This is a genomic window from Anaeromicropila herbilytica (genome assembly GCF_016591975.1).
GTDB classification, from domain to species: domain Bacteria; phylum Bacillota; class Clostridia; order Lachnospirales; family Lachnospiraceae; genus Anaeromicropila; species Anaeromicropila herbilytica.
Map to the genome: position 1 here is coordinate 2533393 of NZ_AP024169.1, position 15499 is coordinate 2548891.

Below are 15499 nucleotides of genomic sequence, written 5' to 3' on the forward strand. Positions count from 1 at the left end.
GACATTTCTTTTACGAATATGTTCAATCTATTCACTTCTTTCTAATATTGGTTTTTATTCTATACAGTTTACAAGAACTTCTGCTAATTCTTTCGGATTTTCTATCATTGGCATATGGCATGAATTTTTAATAAATTTAAAATCAATCTTTTCTTCAATCTCTTTATCCAAACATAGATCTTCAATTCTCTTACTATACTCTTCTATCCCTCTGTCACCATAGATTCCATATATTTTACATGATATTTCACTAATGTATGAAGAATAGTCAAAGTTTTCTTTCAACGATATTTTTAAATCTTCAGTATAATAAGATGATTCATTTTGCATCATATTCATAACTTTATCACCGTATTGTATCATATTATTAGGTAACATAAGGTTTCGATAAAATTCTTTAGCAGGACGTAGATTTGATTCTATAAAAATAACTGTACTGCATTGAAATTGAAATTTCGCTATTAATTCAAGTGCAATTATTCCACCCATACTATGTCCAACAATATAGTCGTAATGATTCTTTCCATATTCAGAATAAACCCATTCCGTAATATTCGATATACGATGCGCATTCTGAGTGATTTCATGCGGATATTCAATAAATGTTCCTTCTATATCTCCATTTTGTATCATATCGCTCCATATATCTAAAGTACAATTTAATCCATATAGGAAAAGTCCTTTTTTCATAATGTTTCCTTTCTTAAGTATAATCAATTATCATATGTAAATGTGTATTTTATTATCGCGCCTAAAATCCCATCGCTTTTTTTACAATATCCATTTGCTCAGTAGAAGTTAATTTTTCTAAAAGTAAGAATGCAACACCTGATGCAGTCTCTGGGCAGTAAGATGTGATTACATTTTTATCTACGACAATAGGTTCATTTACTACATCTACGCCAAATTCTTTTAATTGCTTTTGGCGATATGCATCTCTTAAATGATAAGTTGTAGCTTTCCTGCCTTTTAATACACCACTTTTTCCAACAGGTAGAGCAGCAACACATATGGTTGCAATTATTTTATCTTTTTTATCAAACTCACGGATTAGATTCAGAAACCTCTCATCATATGCTTCTTCATAGAACCCATACTCTTCGAATCCACCAGGGATTGCCAATGCATCATAGTCATTTACATCAACTTCTTCAATTGTTTTGTCAACTAATATAGGAATATTGAAGGAACTTACTACTTCTTTTTGAAATCCACAAGTAACAACCGGAACATCATATCCATAATCATTTCTCGCCCAACCCATAACATCGACAAATACACTAAATTCCATTGTTTCAAATCCCTTTGCTAATAACAGTAATGTTTTCATAGAAAATCTCCTTAATTATATTACTTTGTGGCTAAAAACAAGCGATTGGTTTGCTCATATTGTTCATAATATATTTCTTGATACTGCTCTATATGAAAATAAGAACCTATTAGATATTCCCACTCTTCTTTCGTGTTATTCCAAAGATATAATCCATCATCAAGTAGATTGCCATCTACTACTTTAATGTTCCATTCTTTCATCTGCTCTTCTGTTATATAAGGGTTCAATTTAATAAATACCTTACCATGTGATTTCAGAATTCTATGTACTTCTTCCAATACCTTTTTGGCATCTACTGGATATAAATTATCAATTATATTTGACAAAATAATAGCATCAACACTGTCATTTTCGATATCCTGTATCTTATCTATTCCACCATGATAAAATGTATATGTTCCAGTTGTCATCTTTTTTGAACGTAATATTGCATGTTCAATTCCCGTTTCTGATAAATCAATTCCGATGTGATTCTTTGTTCCATATAATCCGCATAAAAATAAAATTGTTCCACTACCACAACCAAAGTCTAATACCGATTCAGTACCAGTGGTTAACCATTTTAATCCGCCATCAAAGATTTGATTCCCTGTGATTGGATTCTCTGGGATATTTATAGTATCTTTGCTAAATATCTCATTCCATTGATCAGAACATTTTTTATATATTTCGTTCATAGATAAGCTCCTCCATCTGTTTTATTATATCCAGAGATAATTCTGCTTTAAACAAATCAATATTTTCTTTAATAATATGCTCCGGAAATTCCCACCATTTCAATTCTTGCAATCGTTCAATCCATTCCTCTCGACATCTCATCCGAATCACTCTTCCTGGATTGCCAACTACAATTGCATATGGCAGTACATCTTTTGTTACTACGCTAGAAGCTCCAATCACCGCTCCATTTCCAACTGTTACACCTCTAAGTATAGTAGCACCTGCGCCAATCCACACATCATTTCCAATCTGACATTTTTCATATGCAGATTTCCAATTTCCTTCGCCACCCATATTCCATTTTGGATATACCAAAAAGCTATGTGTGGTAATATGATTCAGATCATGTGTATTTCCACCGATACTAACATTCCATGCTATGGAATTAAAAGAACCCATCTGAACATTCTTTATTACTGTATTGGCACCTGTATAACAATATCGTCCTATACTCGAATATACTATCTGATTGTTACGCTCTAACCTTACTCTGTCACCTAGTATACTATATTCAACTCTAGAATATTTATTGACGAACACTTCTGAACCTAGTGTTGATTCGACTATCTCAGATTCCTCTAATATATTGCTATCTTGGCCTATTACTGATTTTTTATCTATCATAACAATATCTCCTGGTCTGGTCTATTTAATAAATACCAATATTTGATAGTTCTTAACGATTCTCAATCCTCATGTAATAGTAATAAGTTCAAATGAAAGAATAATATGTAATTACATTTCAAGTTTATATCTTGTAATCATTTCTGTGGTACCATCCTCAATCTTACTAGTACCTTCTGGTACAAAACCATGTTTCTCATAAAACTTTCTAGCAGTATCGTTTTTTTCTAATACCCAAAGAAAGATTGTTCTGATATTATGCTTTTTTGCTTGTTCTATACAATTCTTAATAAGTATACTACCAATACCTTGACCTTGAAAAAAGGTATCCACATAAAGTTCTGCAATTTCCATTCTATTTTCATTGCATTCATTATCACATTTATAAAATCTTATCAAGCCTTTTACAATTCCATCATCGTATACATATATATTATCTAATACCGATTCTTTATCTCGAAATTCTAATGCTAAGTCTAAAACCTGCATTTCATTAAATGAAACATTATCATTCTTAAATATCGGTCTATAAGCTGTTCTTTTGGCAAATATGAGTATTTCCGCTAACCTTGAACTGTCTTTTCTATTTGCTTTCCTAATTTGTGTAACCATTCATTCTCTTCCTTCAAAATTAGTTTATTATTTATATACATGAGTTTTTCTGTTTTGTGCAAATTGCCTAGACGACCTCCAAAACAGGTCATTTGTCGGGCAAGTCATATTTTGCTTTCCTAGTAATGCCCACTCTTTCCAGACTTATCACTACTAAATATTAATATCTACACTATATTCATTATCAATTAATATGTATTCGCAACCATGCTTTTTACACATTTCAAAACATATTTGGTTATCTCTAAGTAATAGTTCCTTTTTGCAGTAAGAATCGTCACCACGATTTTCTACGATACTTGCATAATTCTTTATATCTTTAAAATGTTCTTCAATATATTTTGGAGACATAACTAAGAATACCATTCTTATATTTTTCAAGTAATCTGGTTCAAAATATTCTCTCCAGTCATATGGAAAGTAACAACCCTCTATAATCATATTTTGGTCATTCTCAATCGCACTCTTTATCATTTCCTTAACTATTGGCCAAAGTAGATCTGTCATTTTATCATCATCTTCTGCTGTAAGGCTCGTGTGACCACTTCGAATAAGGCCCATTTTAAGATGATCTAGTGACATACATGGGTAATGGTATTTCTCTATCAAACGTTGTGATAATGCTGTTTTTCCAGTATGTGTGCTTCCACCAATTAATATTATCATGATTCTTCTCCTAACAACTTTGCTGAATTTTTAGATTAACTGTCTTAAATAAATGATATTTCGATCAGGATCATATAAGCTCATATTGTATGCTCCCCATGGCTGTTTCTTAGGTTCTGTAATAATATCAGCACCTAACTCTTTAAGTCTTACATATTCACAATTCAAATCCTGAACTGTAAAAGCTAAGCATATATTCAGATTATTATCTGTTTTATGTGTTCCATCATTATAGATTGTTAGCATTGTTTCTTCTGCAATGAGTGTTTGATGAACCGTATCATTACTTACATTATCAATACCAAGCAATTGCTTATAGAAATCTGCTAACCTAATAACGTCATTTGTTAAAAGGCATACTTCCCCTATGATCATCCTATATCACTCCTCCTCTGAAATTTGTATATAAAAAAGGTTGATTTTTTTCTTTTTCTCTCGAAATATTGAAAACTCCACATTGTTTTAAAAAAGTTCGTCCAATAATATATAATACCTTATTTTCTCCCAATTTGGTTCTATCTGTAACTCTTCAAAAAGCATATTACAATCATATTCAGTCTTCTTATTCATACTATACTTACCATTAAGATTGTGCAATAAACTCCTATAACAAAGGGCGATATCTTGATATTTATCCGCTACACCACTTCTACCTAAATCGATAAATCCATTTATTTTATTCTTATATATAAAGATATTAGGCAAACAATAATCTCCATGTGAAAATACTGGTTCTTCTACTGGTTTATTATCCAATAACCATTCCAGTAAATGTTCTGGTGATTGAAATCCATTACAACTATAAGTACCAGGCTCAGCGTCTTCTATATTGCAAAGCTTTTCTGATACTCGTGCCTTAGCAAGTCTGAGTTTATGATCTAAAGTATTATCATATGGACAATTTGCAATATTAACATTCCAAAGCATATGTAATCCTTCTGCTAAAAGCTTAACCAATAACTCAGGATCAGTCTGTAACTCAGGTGTACACAGCATATCTCCTTTTATTCTACTCATAAGCAAATAGCTAATACCATTTACTTTTTCTGAACAAAGTATATTAGGAACAGGAAGTTTATCAGAAAGCCAATCCATCATATGATATTCATTGTCTGATTCTTCATTATACGGTTCTATTTTAAGAACCATATCATCAAAGCATATCACTTGGGCATCTGACATACCAATGGTGTCTACATTAAAACTTCGAGATCCAATGATATTTTTTATACTTTCAGGTAGTTCATACATAATATACCTCCGTGTTTTATAAAAGCCATTCTTTTGCCTTTTCGAAATCATCAATACAAGTCATTGTAAACGAGGTATTTTTATTTTTCATTTTGACATAGCTTTTCATTTTTGAGTTTAATCCAACAAATACTACTTTTTGAAGTTGCTTTTTTAACATAACAAAACTATGAATGATTAATTCTAGAATTTCTCTATCTACATCGGATTCATCAAGATTTATTGCAATAAAAGAACTTGTAGAGGGCCTACTAATCTGAATTAGATCTTGATTGAATTTCTGTATTAGTAGTTCCTTCTTGTTGTACAACGAATCTAAATGTTCAGCCCATATCTCTCCACCATTGTAATATAGTGAAAAAGACTGTTTGTTAAGACCAAGTTCATATTTTTCCATTTGAAATAACCTCCCATCCTTACTATAATTGACTTTTTATTGAATTATTGCATATTTATTTATAAACTGTTTCAGAGCTTCTTGGGCACATTTTGCCTGTTGTATATTGTAGTTTTTCGAATAAGAATCCATAAAACCATGTTCTGCATCAAATTCTATTATAGACAAATTTGATTTATCTTGAAGTTGACGAGTTACTGCATGAACATCGAATGAATCTTCCTTGGCAAATAGTAAAAGCGTTGAACAGTTAGGATTCAGATGAGTATAGTCCCTGATACGAGAGCCATAGCAAGCTACAATTCCACTACAAAATGCGTTCTCACAGCATCGCCACGCAATCGTTGCGCCAACGCTAAACCCTATAATAAATACCTTGTCATAGTTCTCTTTTAATTGATTGACAAGATTGTTAATCTCTTGATAGATTTCAAATCCAACATTCTTCATAAAATAATTGTATGCTTCTTCTACTTCTTCATATGTAAATGGTAGCTTGTCAATCATATTGGGAGAAAAGACATCAAAGCCAGCTTCTCTGAATTTTTCACATTGATACGTTATAAATTCATTTACTCCATAGATTTCATGAAGTACAATGATTGCTTGTCTATTATTGTTACATGTCCTATTCATTGATTAGCCCTCATTTAATATAGGATAGGTATCCTTTGTTATAGTCTCTTTAAGTTTCTTCATATGCTAATACTGTGATTATACCAAGTTGGTATAGGATTTTTCATATTGTCATACCAATCAAGTACATCTTTTGCTTGCTTAATCATTGTTTCAATTTCATTTTGTCCAAATGGAATCGCCCATGGAATGGAAGAAAGAGTATTACTTGAAATATAAAGAGCTAGTAATCTCCAAAAATCCATCGGAACATCATTATCAAAATAACCATCTACCATACCCGAAGCGAACAATGGTGCTTTTTGCGCACACCAAACAATACGATTGAATTCCTCCCATGGATCACCGTAATCATCACGGTCAAAATCGATAATAAATAACTTGCCACTTTGGTCAATCATCATATTTCCAATATGATAGTCTCCGTGCTGATAACATTGAGGGCGCCCCTTTAGTAAGTGACGGTTTTCATCGATATATTTAATAAAAGCTTGCCCATTTTCGTATTTTATTGGACAATTATTGTACATCCCAATTTTTCGATCAATTTTACGATTAAATCGAATCTCCCAATCCTCTTGCAAGTGAGAAATAGGAACTGAATGAATCTCTCTCAATATGCGACCTGCCTCAAGTCCATATCTGTACTGCTCTGTATCAGAAATAAATGAAACGGTCTCTTCAGCATCTCTTCCATCAATCCAGCTTTGCAGAGAATAAACGCCATCCTCACAAACTCCAAATTCAATAGGCTGACACATTGGCACACCACGTGCCGCAACTTTTTGCATCATTTCATATTCGACTTTTTTACTATTGTATTTCTCTGCGGAAGAAATGCGTAGTAGATATTTTGTTCCATCCGCTTTTGTAACACAATATTTTTTATCGTTTGACCAACCTTTTGTAATTGGTTCCATAGTTTAGAAATTGAATACTGTCATTAACATACTCCTTAGACATTTAATTAATATGATATTCTAACATTATTGATTTAAATTAACTCTTTAATCTAAGTTTGAGCAATCGCATAGTAATAACAATGATGAAGCACTCCTTGATAGCTAATATCCTCTTCTTTAGCTATCTTTTTCATACCACATTTTTGCATTACTTGAATACTAGCAGCATTGTTCACAAATGCCCCAGAAACTATTTGATGAAAGCCTTTACGAAACAACTCGTCTATAACAGCTTTTAACATCTCGGAGGCATATCCTCTGTTATGATACTCAGGATGAATTACATATCCTAATTCGATTACGACTTCACTAATTTCTACATCATTTACAAATCCAATCAGCTGATTCTCTAGATAGATACCACGTTCATAATGATCCTCAGAATAAGAGAAGGCCTGCAGTTTCTTGAACATACGAACTGCATCTTCTTCCGTTTGAAAATCAGGAATCATAAAGGTTTCCTTAATTTTTGAATTTGTTAATAACTCTATCATAGCTGATTGGTCAGTGTCTTGATATGGTTTGATTACTAATCTATTTGTCTCAAGCATCTTGTTCATTTTGATTCCTCACTTTTCATTAATTTTGCTGTAGTATTGCAAATCATCTGCCTTTTGAGTAACATAAAGCAAATGTGGACTAAACCTTAAAGTTTTGTATTTACAGCCAGATTGAGTTAGAGTATATTTAAGTTAACTAATCAATTATATTAACTCATATGAAAATAACTGTTTCGCAGGAGGAAATTCAATTATTCCAATTCGTTCAACTATCCCATCAAAAGGTAAAACCGTATTCGACAGATACTCTATAGCTTTGCCTAGCTTCTCCTTTTCAAATTCAATTGTTAATTGACAATCTGGTTTCCATATTCCTTGGTCAAAATAATTGAAATCATATAACTTTGCATATTTGTCACACTTTTTACGTATTTCATCTTGTATATCTAAGATTAAATGTGAGACTGCAAGGTCAATGCTAATGAATGGTTTCTCGTTTGGATAGAAGCTGTATGATTTAAATTGAACAGGTAGCTTTTTGATCGTTTTTGTCATTGAATAAAGTTCCTGTTGCACGTTATTTATATCTAGATCTTCGTACATTGCAAATTTAAAGTGTGGATTATTATCAGAACGAATTAAATAATCGTCTACTCCAATATCAGCCATGCCCTTCCATAATAATTTGATTTTTTCATCTGTATACTTGTCATAGTATCCTACAATTGCAAATGGCACATGATTCCTCCTTAAAATGATTTCTAATAAATGTGGACTAAACCCCAAAACTGTTTGAATAGTTCTTTATATCATCAGCTGTGAACTGATCTCCGCATCTTTTTAGTTCCCCAAGTACTCTTTTGATTCCATATTCCGATTGAAACCAGTTTGATTTGGTTAAATCATATACTTCAAAAGGAATAACTAAAAACTCAACATTGGGGAATGCAGATTGATAGAACATTAAACATCTTCTAGCATGAAAAGCTTTGCATATTAATAATACCTTTTTTAGATTCATTTTCTTTTCATCAGCTACGTTCTTAGCAAATAGTGCATTTTCACGAGTAAATGAGGAACGATTTTCACCAACAATCGCACTTTCCGGTACTCCATTCATTAGCAATACATCTTTATAAAAATCATATTCCGTTATGTAATCTTTATTATATATTTCTTGCTTTGTGCGTGGTCCAGGAAATATTCCTGTTTTAACGCTAACTCCACCACCAATAAAAATGTAAGGAGCATAATTATTTTTCCATAAATCGGCAGCTATTTCACTCAACTCAGGAAAAGAGCCACCTACTACCATAATGGCATCTGCATTTTCGGGTTTATTTTCTATAAATATAAAATCACCAATGTCCTTAATTATATTATTCATTGTTCACCTCATATTATCGCTATCATTTTTTTACACTAACGTCCATGCCTGCGACTTTCTCGCAGGCCTAAATTCAATGTGTGAAATGCTTTTTATTTCACACTACAATCTTACTTTAATCATTAGTTCTTCATATGAGTGTACTTTGTTATGATATTTGTTTAACAGTTCTATTTTCTATTAAAAATATATCACCCAAAAATATTGGTTCCTCATTCTCATAAATTATCAAACTTTCATCACACATTCCATATATGGAATATTGTTTTGATAACTCTAATAGTTCATCCGAAACATCACTATTGTTAAAATGTGGTTCAACAAATATATCAACCACTCCTATACCTTCATAGATCTTCTGCTCGGTATGTCCACAACTTATCGTGCATATGGCCGTCTTTGCCATATTGATCGAACCAGCACTCATCCCTATGATTATTCCACTCGAATTCTTAATGAATGGAAGTAGTCCATAACTTTTTAAATAATTAAATTGTGTTGGAGTATCTCCACCTGAAAGCCAAATAACATCAGCAGTTTCTATTAATCTTTGCGCTACTTCTTTTGATGTGCGGCTATCAATAAGATATGTATTATCAAAATGAATGTCTATCTTAACAAACATATCTAGAAAATGTGAATAATAATAATCGTTTGTATCATGGTTTTTATCAAATTCAGACGCTACAAAAACAAACTTTTCTCGTTTGGTAATCAATCGCTTTAACTGTTTTTCAAAATCTTTAGTAAAACCATTTGGGAACATGCTTGTTAATATATTTATAGACATAATAAATTCTCCTTTAGTTCTTTTCTAAACTTAATTGCATCTGATTGTGTAATGGTTTAAATCCCAGCTTTTCATATAATGGTAACCCCATATCGGTATAGTCAAGTACAATCTTTTCAACTCCTAAAGACTTAACTTCTTGAATCAACATATGTATTAACTTCTCAGCATATCCATTTCTCCTGTATTCATTAAGCGTATACACATTTAGTAGTTCAGCACTTATCCCATTAGGGCAACTTGGCTTTGGAACTGTCTGAACTATACAAACCATACAAGATGACACGATTTGATTATTATCTATTGCAATAAAAACAATCATATCATCTTTATCTATATGTTCCTCTAGATATTGCCTTGTTCTACTTTGGAAACCTTCTATATCGCTAATTTTTCTAATTGAAGTTACAAATTCAATTCTATTATGTACTAATAAATCTACATCGTCACGATTTGCTCGCCTGTATTCCATGAGATACCTCCTGATAAAATACTAGAATCTATATACACAATTCATATTTATAATCAGCAAATACTAATTCTGTTCCGCTTTTCTTGTATGAACCTTCACTACCAACATGAAATCCTAGTTTTCGCATTACCGCATTTGATGCACCATTTTCTTTGTCAACAGCCACTGTAATTTTTTTAGCCCCTTTATTTTTAGCGTATTCAATCATACCTTGAACCATTTCTGTAGCATATCCATTGTTCCAATAGTTCTTGTGAACGCAGTATGCTATATCAAAAACTTTTCCATCCTCATTAGGAATAAAGCTACATGTTCCAATCCTTTTCGCATCTTTCTTGAATTCAGCAATCAAATAACAACAGTTTTCATCATCACCTAATGTTTCAATAAATTTACGGTATTCGTCACTCATATTTTCCTCAGTTGGGTCAGACAAATACTCCCCCATCTCAGGGTCATTCCATATACTTATAGCAAATGGTGCATCATCCTTTTCAAAACCTCTTAAAAATAATCGTTCTGTTTCAATTCTATTTATCTTCATAATCTGTCTCCTTATAACGTTACTATTTTCCATTCTATGTAGTTTTATAATCATGTTTTCAATTCAAAGTCATAGTATAAAATTTAGCTTCGAACGTTTCGCTTCCATCAAATCTAGAGTATTTACCATCATGTGAAAATTGGAAGCCACATTTTTTAATCACATTTCCTGAAGCTTCATTTGCAGTAGCATGATTAGAGCAAAATGTTCGAGCATTTACATTGGCATAAGCCCATTGTATCATTGCTTTGGAAGCTTCTGTGGCATATCCCTTACCCCAACATTCCCTATTGATGTTATAACCAAGTTCATATGCATCTCGTTCTGGGTTAAAACCGATTCCACCAGAGCCAATTACCTTTCCAGTATTTTTTAGACAAAAAGCAAATTCTAAATCGTCTTCTTTTATTGTAGTGAGCCAATCTTTCACCTGTTCAATATTCGTATATAGAGAGTATGGCATATACTTATTTACAATTGGATCACCTGCCCACTCATATACATCTTTCGAGTCCTCAATTCTTAAAGGACGAAGTATTAATCGCTCCGTTTCTATCGTTCTATTCATAGTCTCGTAAAGTTCCCTTCTTAGTTATATAATTTTTTATAATATCTTTTTTTGTTTTATTTGTTATATTTTCCATTGTTATATCTTTTGTTAGTCATTATCTATCTATATTCTTCTATTATTTTATCAACCAATATTTCACCGTTAACTAGTGTTTCTATCACAGGATTATCATAAAGGCGCGCTATTCTCCAATAGTTTCTTGATTTTAAATCGTTTACGCTTTCCTCCGAAACACCATCAAAGCAGTTACAAGCATCTCCTGAGAATATACTTCCATTCACTTTGAGTTTAACAATAGAAAAAACATTACGCCCTATTTCCTCAAAAAATTTCGCCCACTGTTTTGCTTCGTTCAAAGTCTGTGAAGTATAAAGGCATGCCATTCTTGAGGGGTACTGTGGAAACTCTTCCTTACGAACCTTTTCAAGTGAGAGTTCTCTATAGGTAACTTTACTCCATTTGTCTAGATCAGTTCTAATAAAGTCTGCCAAATCACCAGTGACGTTCTCTCCAGCAAGGATTCTCTTACAAGTCATTACCCTATGATAAACACTATTATGATGTTCGTCATCAAATACAATACTTTGGCCTTCATACATTGGGCGTTCTGTCACAACATGATATACTGTTGCTTCTTCTTTTATGTAATTAAGTTGATTCATGTACATATTAACCTCTCATCTATCACGTTTGGGGAAGTATAAATAAAAATTACTGATTATACCAAGATTGATATAATTTTATATTATAATCAGAAACTGGGCTAAATCGGTTGCCATCATATATCATTCTCATATGATCTTCTAATTTTATATCATACTATTTTTTTGATTTATCTTCTTTTTTTGGCTTATCCTCTTTATTTGACTTATTTTCTTTTTTTGGCTTTTCTTCTTTTTTAAATTTATCTTCCTTTTTTGGCTTATCCTCTTTTACGACTGTTGCATATCCATCTCCATTGTCTTTTATTTTTATACTTTCGTTCAATTTTATTGTCTTCCAATCATCAACCGAAACTTCGTATTTTATGTAGTTATCCTTTTTATCTATGGTTTTAATGAAGTAGTGTTCTTCTAACATTCCTTCTCTTTCTTTTCCTATACCAGATTTTTTAGTGGCCTTTGCTAGCGTATACTTACCTATGTAATCTTTTTGATTTTTACCAGAGGATTCAATATTTCTTATTGGTATCCACTTATTGATAACATAATAGTATTTTTTTTTGTAAACTGGTACATCTATGTATACTGCTTCTTTATAAGATTCTGTCTTATAAACAGTTTTGTAATCAGTAACTTTTCTTCTTGTTTCTTTGAAATGACCATTCCCAAGATTAGTTGTTGATGTTACGTAATGATAACCTGCAACTTCCTGATAAGGAACCTTCTTTTTAATAGTTTCATAATGATCAAATTTTTGATCATAAGAATATATTTCTCGTTTCGTATCGATTAACCGTGCCTTTTCTGGAAGTGACCAGTCATTATCATCTACTGTTTGATATTGTTCGATTTCAAGTGTTTTATTCCATTCGAATCCAGTTACTTTTACTGTTTTAGGCCCCGTTGATTGATCATAGCTAAAGATTGGCCAACATATAAGCAATAATATAGCAAATACAATACAAAAACTTTTAAATTTACCTGGTTTTGGTGGTGTAGTCTGGTTTGTCCTTGAATTACTAGTTTCAAACTGCTGATAAGATCTATTTTGATCGATATCATTTTCATCTTCTCTTGCTCTCATCTCAAAATAATTTTCTTTACTTTCTTGTTTCGGCGCACCACACGATTTACATTTGTTATCAAAGTCAGAATTTAGTTGTTCACAATAACTGCATAACCAATCTGGATTCATTGAAACTTTCTCTGCAGCTTCATCATCAAGATAAGTTCTATCCAATAGATAGAATTCTGTATTTTCACCTCTAGCTTTTCCACATGATGGACATTCTCTTAGATGCCCTTTGATTGCTTTTTTTTCACAATAATCACAATCCCAATATCCTTCTATTATTTTATCTTCCACTATTAAATTACCTCATTTCCTTTTTATATATTGTAGTATTGAGATAAAGTGATTTCTAATAAAACAACCTTTATCATTCAATCCTACCCTGTTCATAACACTTCCATATTTCAAAGAAATCAAGACTTCTTCTATTATAATTTGGGTAAAAAGCGATGGTTAACTCATCATATGTTAATGCAGCACTATATAATTTATCAGATATAATATTAAAGATAGCATTATCTGTTTTTATAGGGCATTTATTCATATTCTTTAAATACTCCAGTTCTTCCTCATATCCATATCTATGATGATTCGTTCCATATTCTAAATCTCTTAGGATCATCTGTTGCACTAGAGTTTCATTAAGGTTCATATTAGCAAGATGATCTCCTATTAAGAAGTCTTTTCGATATAGTTTAGCTAATGCTTGAATCTGAACAAACCAAAACCGATTCACATTATTCATTGGCCAGTTAGGATTACTATATTCCTCTTCTCTTGGTAAAATATGAATCAAATCAGCATTATCATCATATTTAAACCCAAATCCAAAATCGTACCTCATTCCATTTTTCAGTATAATTCGATACATTTTACTTACGTCAACAAATGCTATTCCTAAACAGTTTTCTGTGTTGATACCAAATCTATCGATTCGTTCCATATATTCAGAAGGTGTAACAGCATCTTTGGGATTTATCCTAACCATAATAGACAGATCCACATCACTATATCGATCATGATAACTTTTATCCATTATCTCTTGAAGTTTATCCGTCCTTATTTCATTTTTCTTTATTATCACATCTCTGACTTGGGCATTATCTATTTCTGGCAACAGAAATATCTTTGAAATAAACTTTTCTAATTCATTGATTATTACTTCTCTATCAATCTGCATGTGTTCTTCTCCTTGTTTTCACTTAACAAAATTGGTCTTCACTATAATCCTGTCGTGAAATAACTTCGCTTATTCTCATTGATGCTTGCTTCAAATATCATATTGCTGTATCTTATCTATTGTTTTTCTGATTAAAAATAGTGGAATAAAAAGCAACTTTCAATTGTTTCATACTCCTATATTACACCATTTTATTCCATCTAACAATTATTTTAAATAGTAATTTGATTACAGCTATTCACAAAAAATTAGAGTGGTACTTATGTTAAATAAGTTACCACTCTAATTTTTTAAACGAATATTAAAATCTTGGTCTAATGCACCTTCTAAGCAATGCTTCCATTACCTTATAATCACACAAAAATGATTCTTGACTTGCTCTTATCATTTCTTCTGCTGAACTATTAGCGAAATTAATAATATATCCATTATTCAAGGCGAGTGATCGTATAAATTCTCTCTGGCACCTTCCATTGCCTTCCCGAAATGGATGTAATGCATTAATTTCAGAAAAATAGTATGCTAATTTGTAGTTTATCCTGCTCCTGTATTCCAAGTTTATTGATAAGCACATCAGATTGGGGATAGCAATAAACCGTATCCGCCATATCTATACCTCTTTTAAAATTTGCTGTCTCAGTTCATCTCCAGATACTACACCACTTTTATAATCCTTTAATAGTTGCTTATCTTCTGCAGTCATCTGCATTCCTTCCATTTTTAATGTAGCATCAACTTCACTAATTGCTTCTTTCGTTGAATATGGGGATGGATTAAGCTTCACTGCAAAAGGAATTCCTTCCTGAATAACTAATTGGTTTAGGGACATATTAATATAAGTAGATAAATTTAATCCTAGTTGGTCCAAAATCTCTACTGCGCTAGATTTAAGTTTTTCTGTTGTTCGAGCTTGAACCAAAGTCATATTTTCCATAAAAAAATCACCTTACCTCTCTTTTATTTCTATATATATTATATGACATTGTCATTACATAGTCAATACATTGCACAATATTTCGCATTTTATCCATGTAGCAATTACTTTTAAAAAGCTAATACGTTCTAATAAAAATAGAGTGGTTAATTATATATTTAAGATTTTTTAAAGTATTGACATTGT

Annotated in this window: 23 protein-coding genes; all 23 read right to left on the reverse strand. The window is 31.7% G+C overall.

Annotation, left to right across the window (positions count from 1 at the left end; all coding sequences use genetic code 11):
* Positions 1 to 54: 54 nt before the first annotated feature.
* Positions 55 to 690, reverse strand: coding sequence for an alpha/beta fold hydrolase (locus tag bsdtb5_RS10705; RefSeq protein ID WP_271716008.1), 636 nt, complete (start codon positions 688 to 690; stop codon positions 55 to 57).
* Between the two features lie 61 nt (positions 691 to 751).
* Complete coding sequence (locus bsdtb5_RS10710; protein ID WP_271716009.1) at positions 752 to 1330, reverse strand: DJ-1/PfpI family protein; 579 nt, start codon at positions 1328 to 1330, stop codon at positions 752 to 754.
* Positions 1331 to 1350: 20 nt separating this feature from the next.
* The gene (locus bsdtb5_RS10715; protein WP_271716010.1) at positions 1351 to 2010 is read right to left on the reverse strand and encodes a class I SAM-dependent methyltransferase; all 660 of its coding nucleotides are present in this window, start codon (positions 2008 to 2010) and stop codon (positions 1351 to 1353) included.
* Positions 1994 to 2677 (reverse strand): xenobiotic acyltransferase family protein, encoded by a 684-nt coding sequence (locus bsdtb5_RS10720; RefSeq protein WP_271716011.1) that lies wholly within the window; start codon positions 2675 to 2677, stop codon positions 1994 to 1996. The genes bsdtb5_RS10715 and bsdtb5_RS10720 overlap by 17 nt, the downstream gene beginning before the upstream one ends.
* 111 nt (positions 2678 to 2788) lie before the next feature.
* The gene (locus bsdtb5_RS10725; protein WP_271716012.1) at positions 2789 to 3289 is read right to left on the reverse strand and encodes a GNAT family N-acetyltransferase; all 501 of its coding nucleotides are present in this window, start codon (positions 3287 to 3289) and stop codon (positions 2789 to 2791) included.
* A 153-nt stretch (positions 3290 to 3442) separates the two neighbouring features.
* Complete coding sequence (locus bsdtb5_RS10730) at positions 3443 to 3955, reverse strand: adenylate kinase (RefSeq protein WP_271716013.1); 513 nt, start codon at positions 3953 to 3955, stop codon at positions 3443 to 3445.
* 30 nt (positions 3956 to 3985) lie between these two features.
* Positions 3986 to 4330 carry a VOC family protein gene (locus tag bsdtb5_RS10735; RefSeq protein WP_271716014.1) on the reverse strand — a complete coding sequence of 115 codons (345 nt, stop codon included), beginning with the start codon at positions 4328 to 4330 and terminating at the stop codon, positions 3986 to 3988.
* A gap of 87 nt (positions 4331 to 4417) precedes the next feature.
* Positions 4418 to 5206, reverse strand: coding sequence for an APH(3') family aminoglycoside O-phosphotransferase (locus bsdtb5_RS10740; protein WP_271716015.1), 789 nt, complete (start codon positions 5204 to 5206; stop codon positions 4418 to 4420).
* A gap of 16 nt (positions 5207 to 5222) precedes the next feature.
* A complete protein-coding gene (locus bsdtb5_RS10745; RefSeq protein ID WP_271716016.1) occupies positions 5223 to 5603 on the reverse strand; it encodes a hypothetical protein in 381 nt (126 codons plus the stop codon).
* A gap of 36 nt (positions 5604 to 5639) precedes the next feature.
* The gene (locus bsdtb5_RS10750; protein ID WP_271716017.1) at positions 5640 to 6239 is read right to left on the reverse strand and encodes a dienelactone hydrolase family protein; all 600 of its coding nucleotides are present in this window, start codon (positions 6237 to 6239) and stop codon (positions 5640 to 5642) included.
* A 59-nt stretch (positions 6240 to 6298) separates the two neighbouring features.
* Complete coding sequence (locus bsdtb5_RS10755) at positions 6299 to 7159, reverse strand: aminoglycoside phosphotransferase family protein (protein ID WP_271716018.1); 861 nt, start codon at positions 7157 to 7159, stop codon at positions 6299 to 6301.
* 92 nt (positions 7160 to 7251) lie between these two features.
* Complete coding sequence (locus tag bsdtb5_RS10760; protein ID WP_271716019.1) at positions 7252 to 7761, reverse strand: GNAT family N-acetyltransferase; 510 nt, start codon at positions 7759 to 7761, stop codon at positions 7252 to 7254.
* A 144-nt stretch (positions 7762 to 7905) separates the two neighbouring features.
* Complete coding sequence (locus tag bsdtb5_RS10765) at positions 7906 to 8439, reverse strand: hypothetical protein (protein ID WP_271716020.1); 534 nt, start codon at positions 8437 to 8439, stop codon at positions 7906 to 7908.
* Between the two features lie 37 nt (positions 8440 to 8476).
* The gene (locus bsdtb5_RS10770) at positions 8477 to 9088 is read right to left on the reverse strand and encodes a YdcF family protein (RefSeq protein WP_271716021.1); all 612 of its coding nucleotides are present in this window, start codon (positions 9086 to 9088) and stop codon (positions 8477 to 8479) included.
* Between the two features lie 148 nt (positions 9089 to 9236).
* Positions 9237 to 9878 carry a Type 1 glutamine amidotransferase-like domain-containing protein gene (locus bsdtb5_RS10775; RefSeq protein WP_271716022.1) on the reverse strand — a complete coding sequence of 214 codons (642 nt, stop codon included), beginning with the start codon at positions 9876 to 9878 and terminating at the stop codon, positions 9237 to 9239.
* A gap of 13 nt (positions 9879 to 9891) precedes the next feature.
* On the reverse strand, positions 9892 to 10350 hold the full coding sequence (locus bsdtb5_RS10780) for a GNAT family N-acetyltransferase (protein ID WP_271716023.1): 459 nt from the start codon (positions 10348 to 10350) through the stop codon (positions 9892 to 9894).
* Between the two features lie 28 nt (positions 10351 to 10378).
* Positions 10379 to 10894: a GNAT family N-acetyltransferase gene (locus bsdtb5_RS10785; protein ID WP_271716024.1), complete on the reverse strand. Its 516-nt coding sequence runs from the start codon at positions 10892 to 10894 to the stop codon at positions 10379 to 10381.
* A gap of 58 nt (positions 10895 to 10952) precedes the next feature.
* A complete protein-coding gene (locus bsdtb5_RS10790; protein ID WP_271716025.1) occupies positions 10953 to 11462 on the reverse strand; it encodes a GNAT family N-acetyltransferase in 510 nt (169 codons plus the stop codon).
* Between the two features lie 101 nt (positions 11463 to 11563).
* Complete coding sequence (locus bsdtb5_RS10795; RefSeq protein WP_271711992.1) at positions 11564 to 12127, reverse strand: DUF2441 domain-containing protein; 564 nt, start codon at positions 12125 to 12127, stop codon at positions 11564 to 11566.
* A 157-nt stretch (positions 12128 to 12284) separates the two neighbouring features.
* The gene (locus tag bsdtb5_RS10800; protein ID WP_271711993.1) at positions 12285 to 13493 is read right to left on the reverse strand and encodes a hypothetical protein; all 1209 of its coding nucleotides are present in this window, start codon (positions 13491 to 13493) and stop codon (positions 12285 to 12287) included.
* 73 nt (positions 13494 to 13566) lie between these two features.
* Positions 13567 to 14379 (reverse strand): hypothetical protein, encoded by an 813-nt coding sequence (locus tag bsdtb5_RS10805; RefSeq protein WP_271711994.1) that lies wholly within the window; start codon positions 14377 to 14379, stop codon positions 13567 to 13569.
* A gap of 301 nt (positions 14380 to 14680) precedes the next feature.
* A complete protein-coding gene (locus tag bsdtb5_RS10810) occupies positions 14681 to 14953 on the reverse strand; it encodes a Fic family protein (RefSeq protein WP_330611596.1) in 273 nt (90 codons plus the stop codon).
* 36 nt (positions 14954 to 14989) lie between these two features.
* Positions 14990 to 15313, reverse strand: coding sequence for a type II toxin-antitoxin system RelB/DinJ family antitoxin (locus tag bsdtb5_RS10815; RefSeq protein WP_271711995.1), 324 nt, complete (start codon positions 15311 to 15313; stop codon positions 14990 to 14992).
* Positions 15314 to 15499 lie beyond the last annotated feature (186 nt).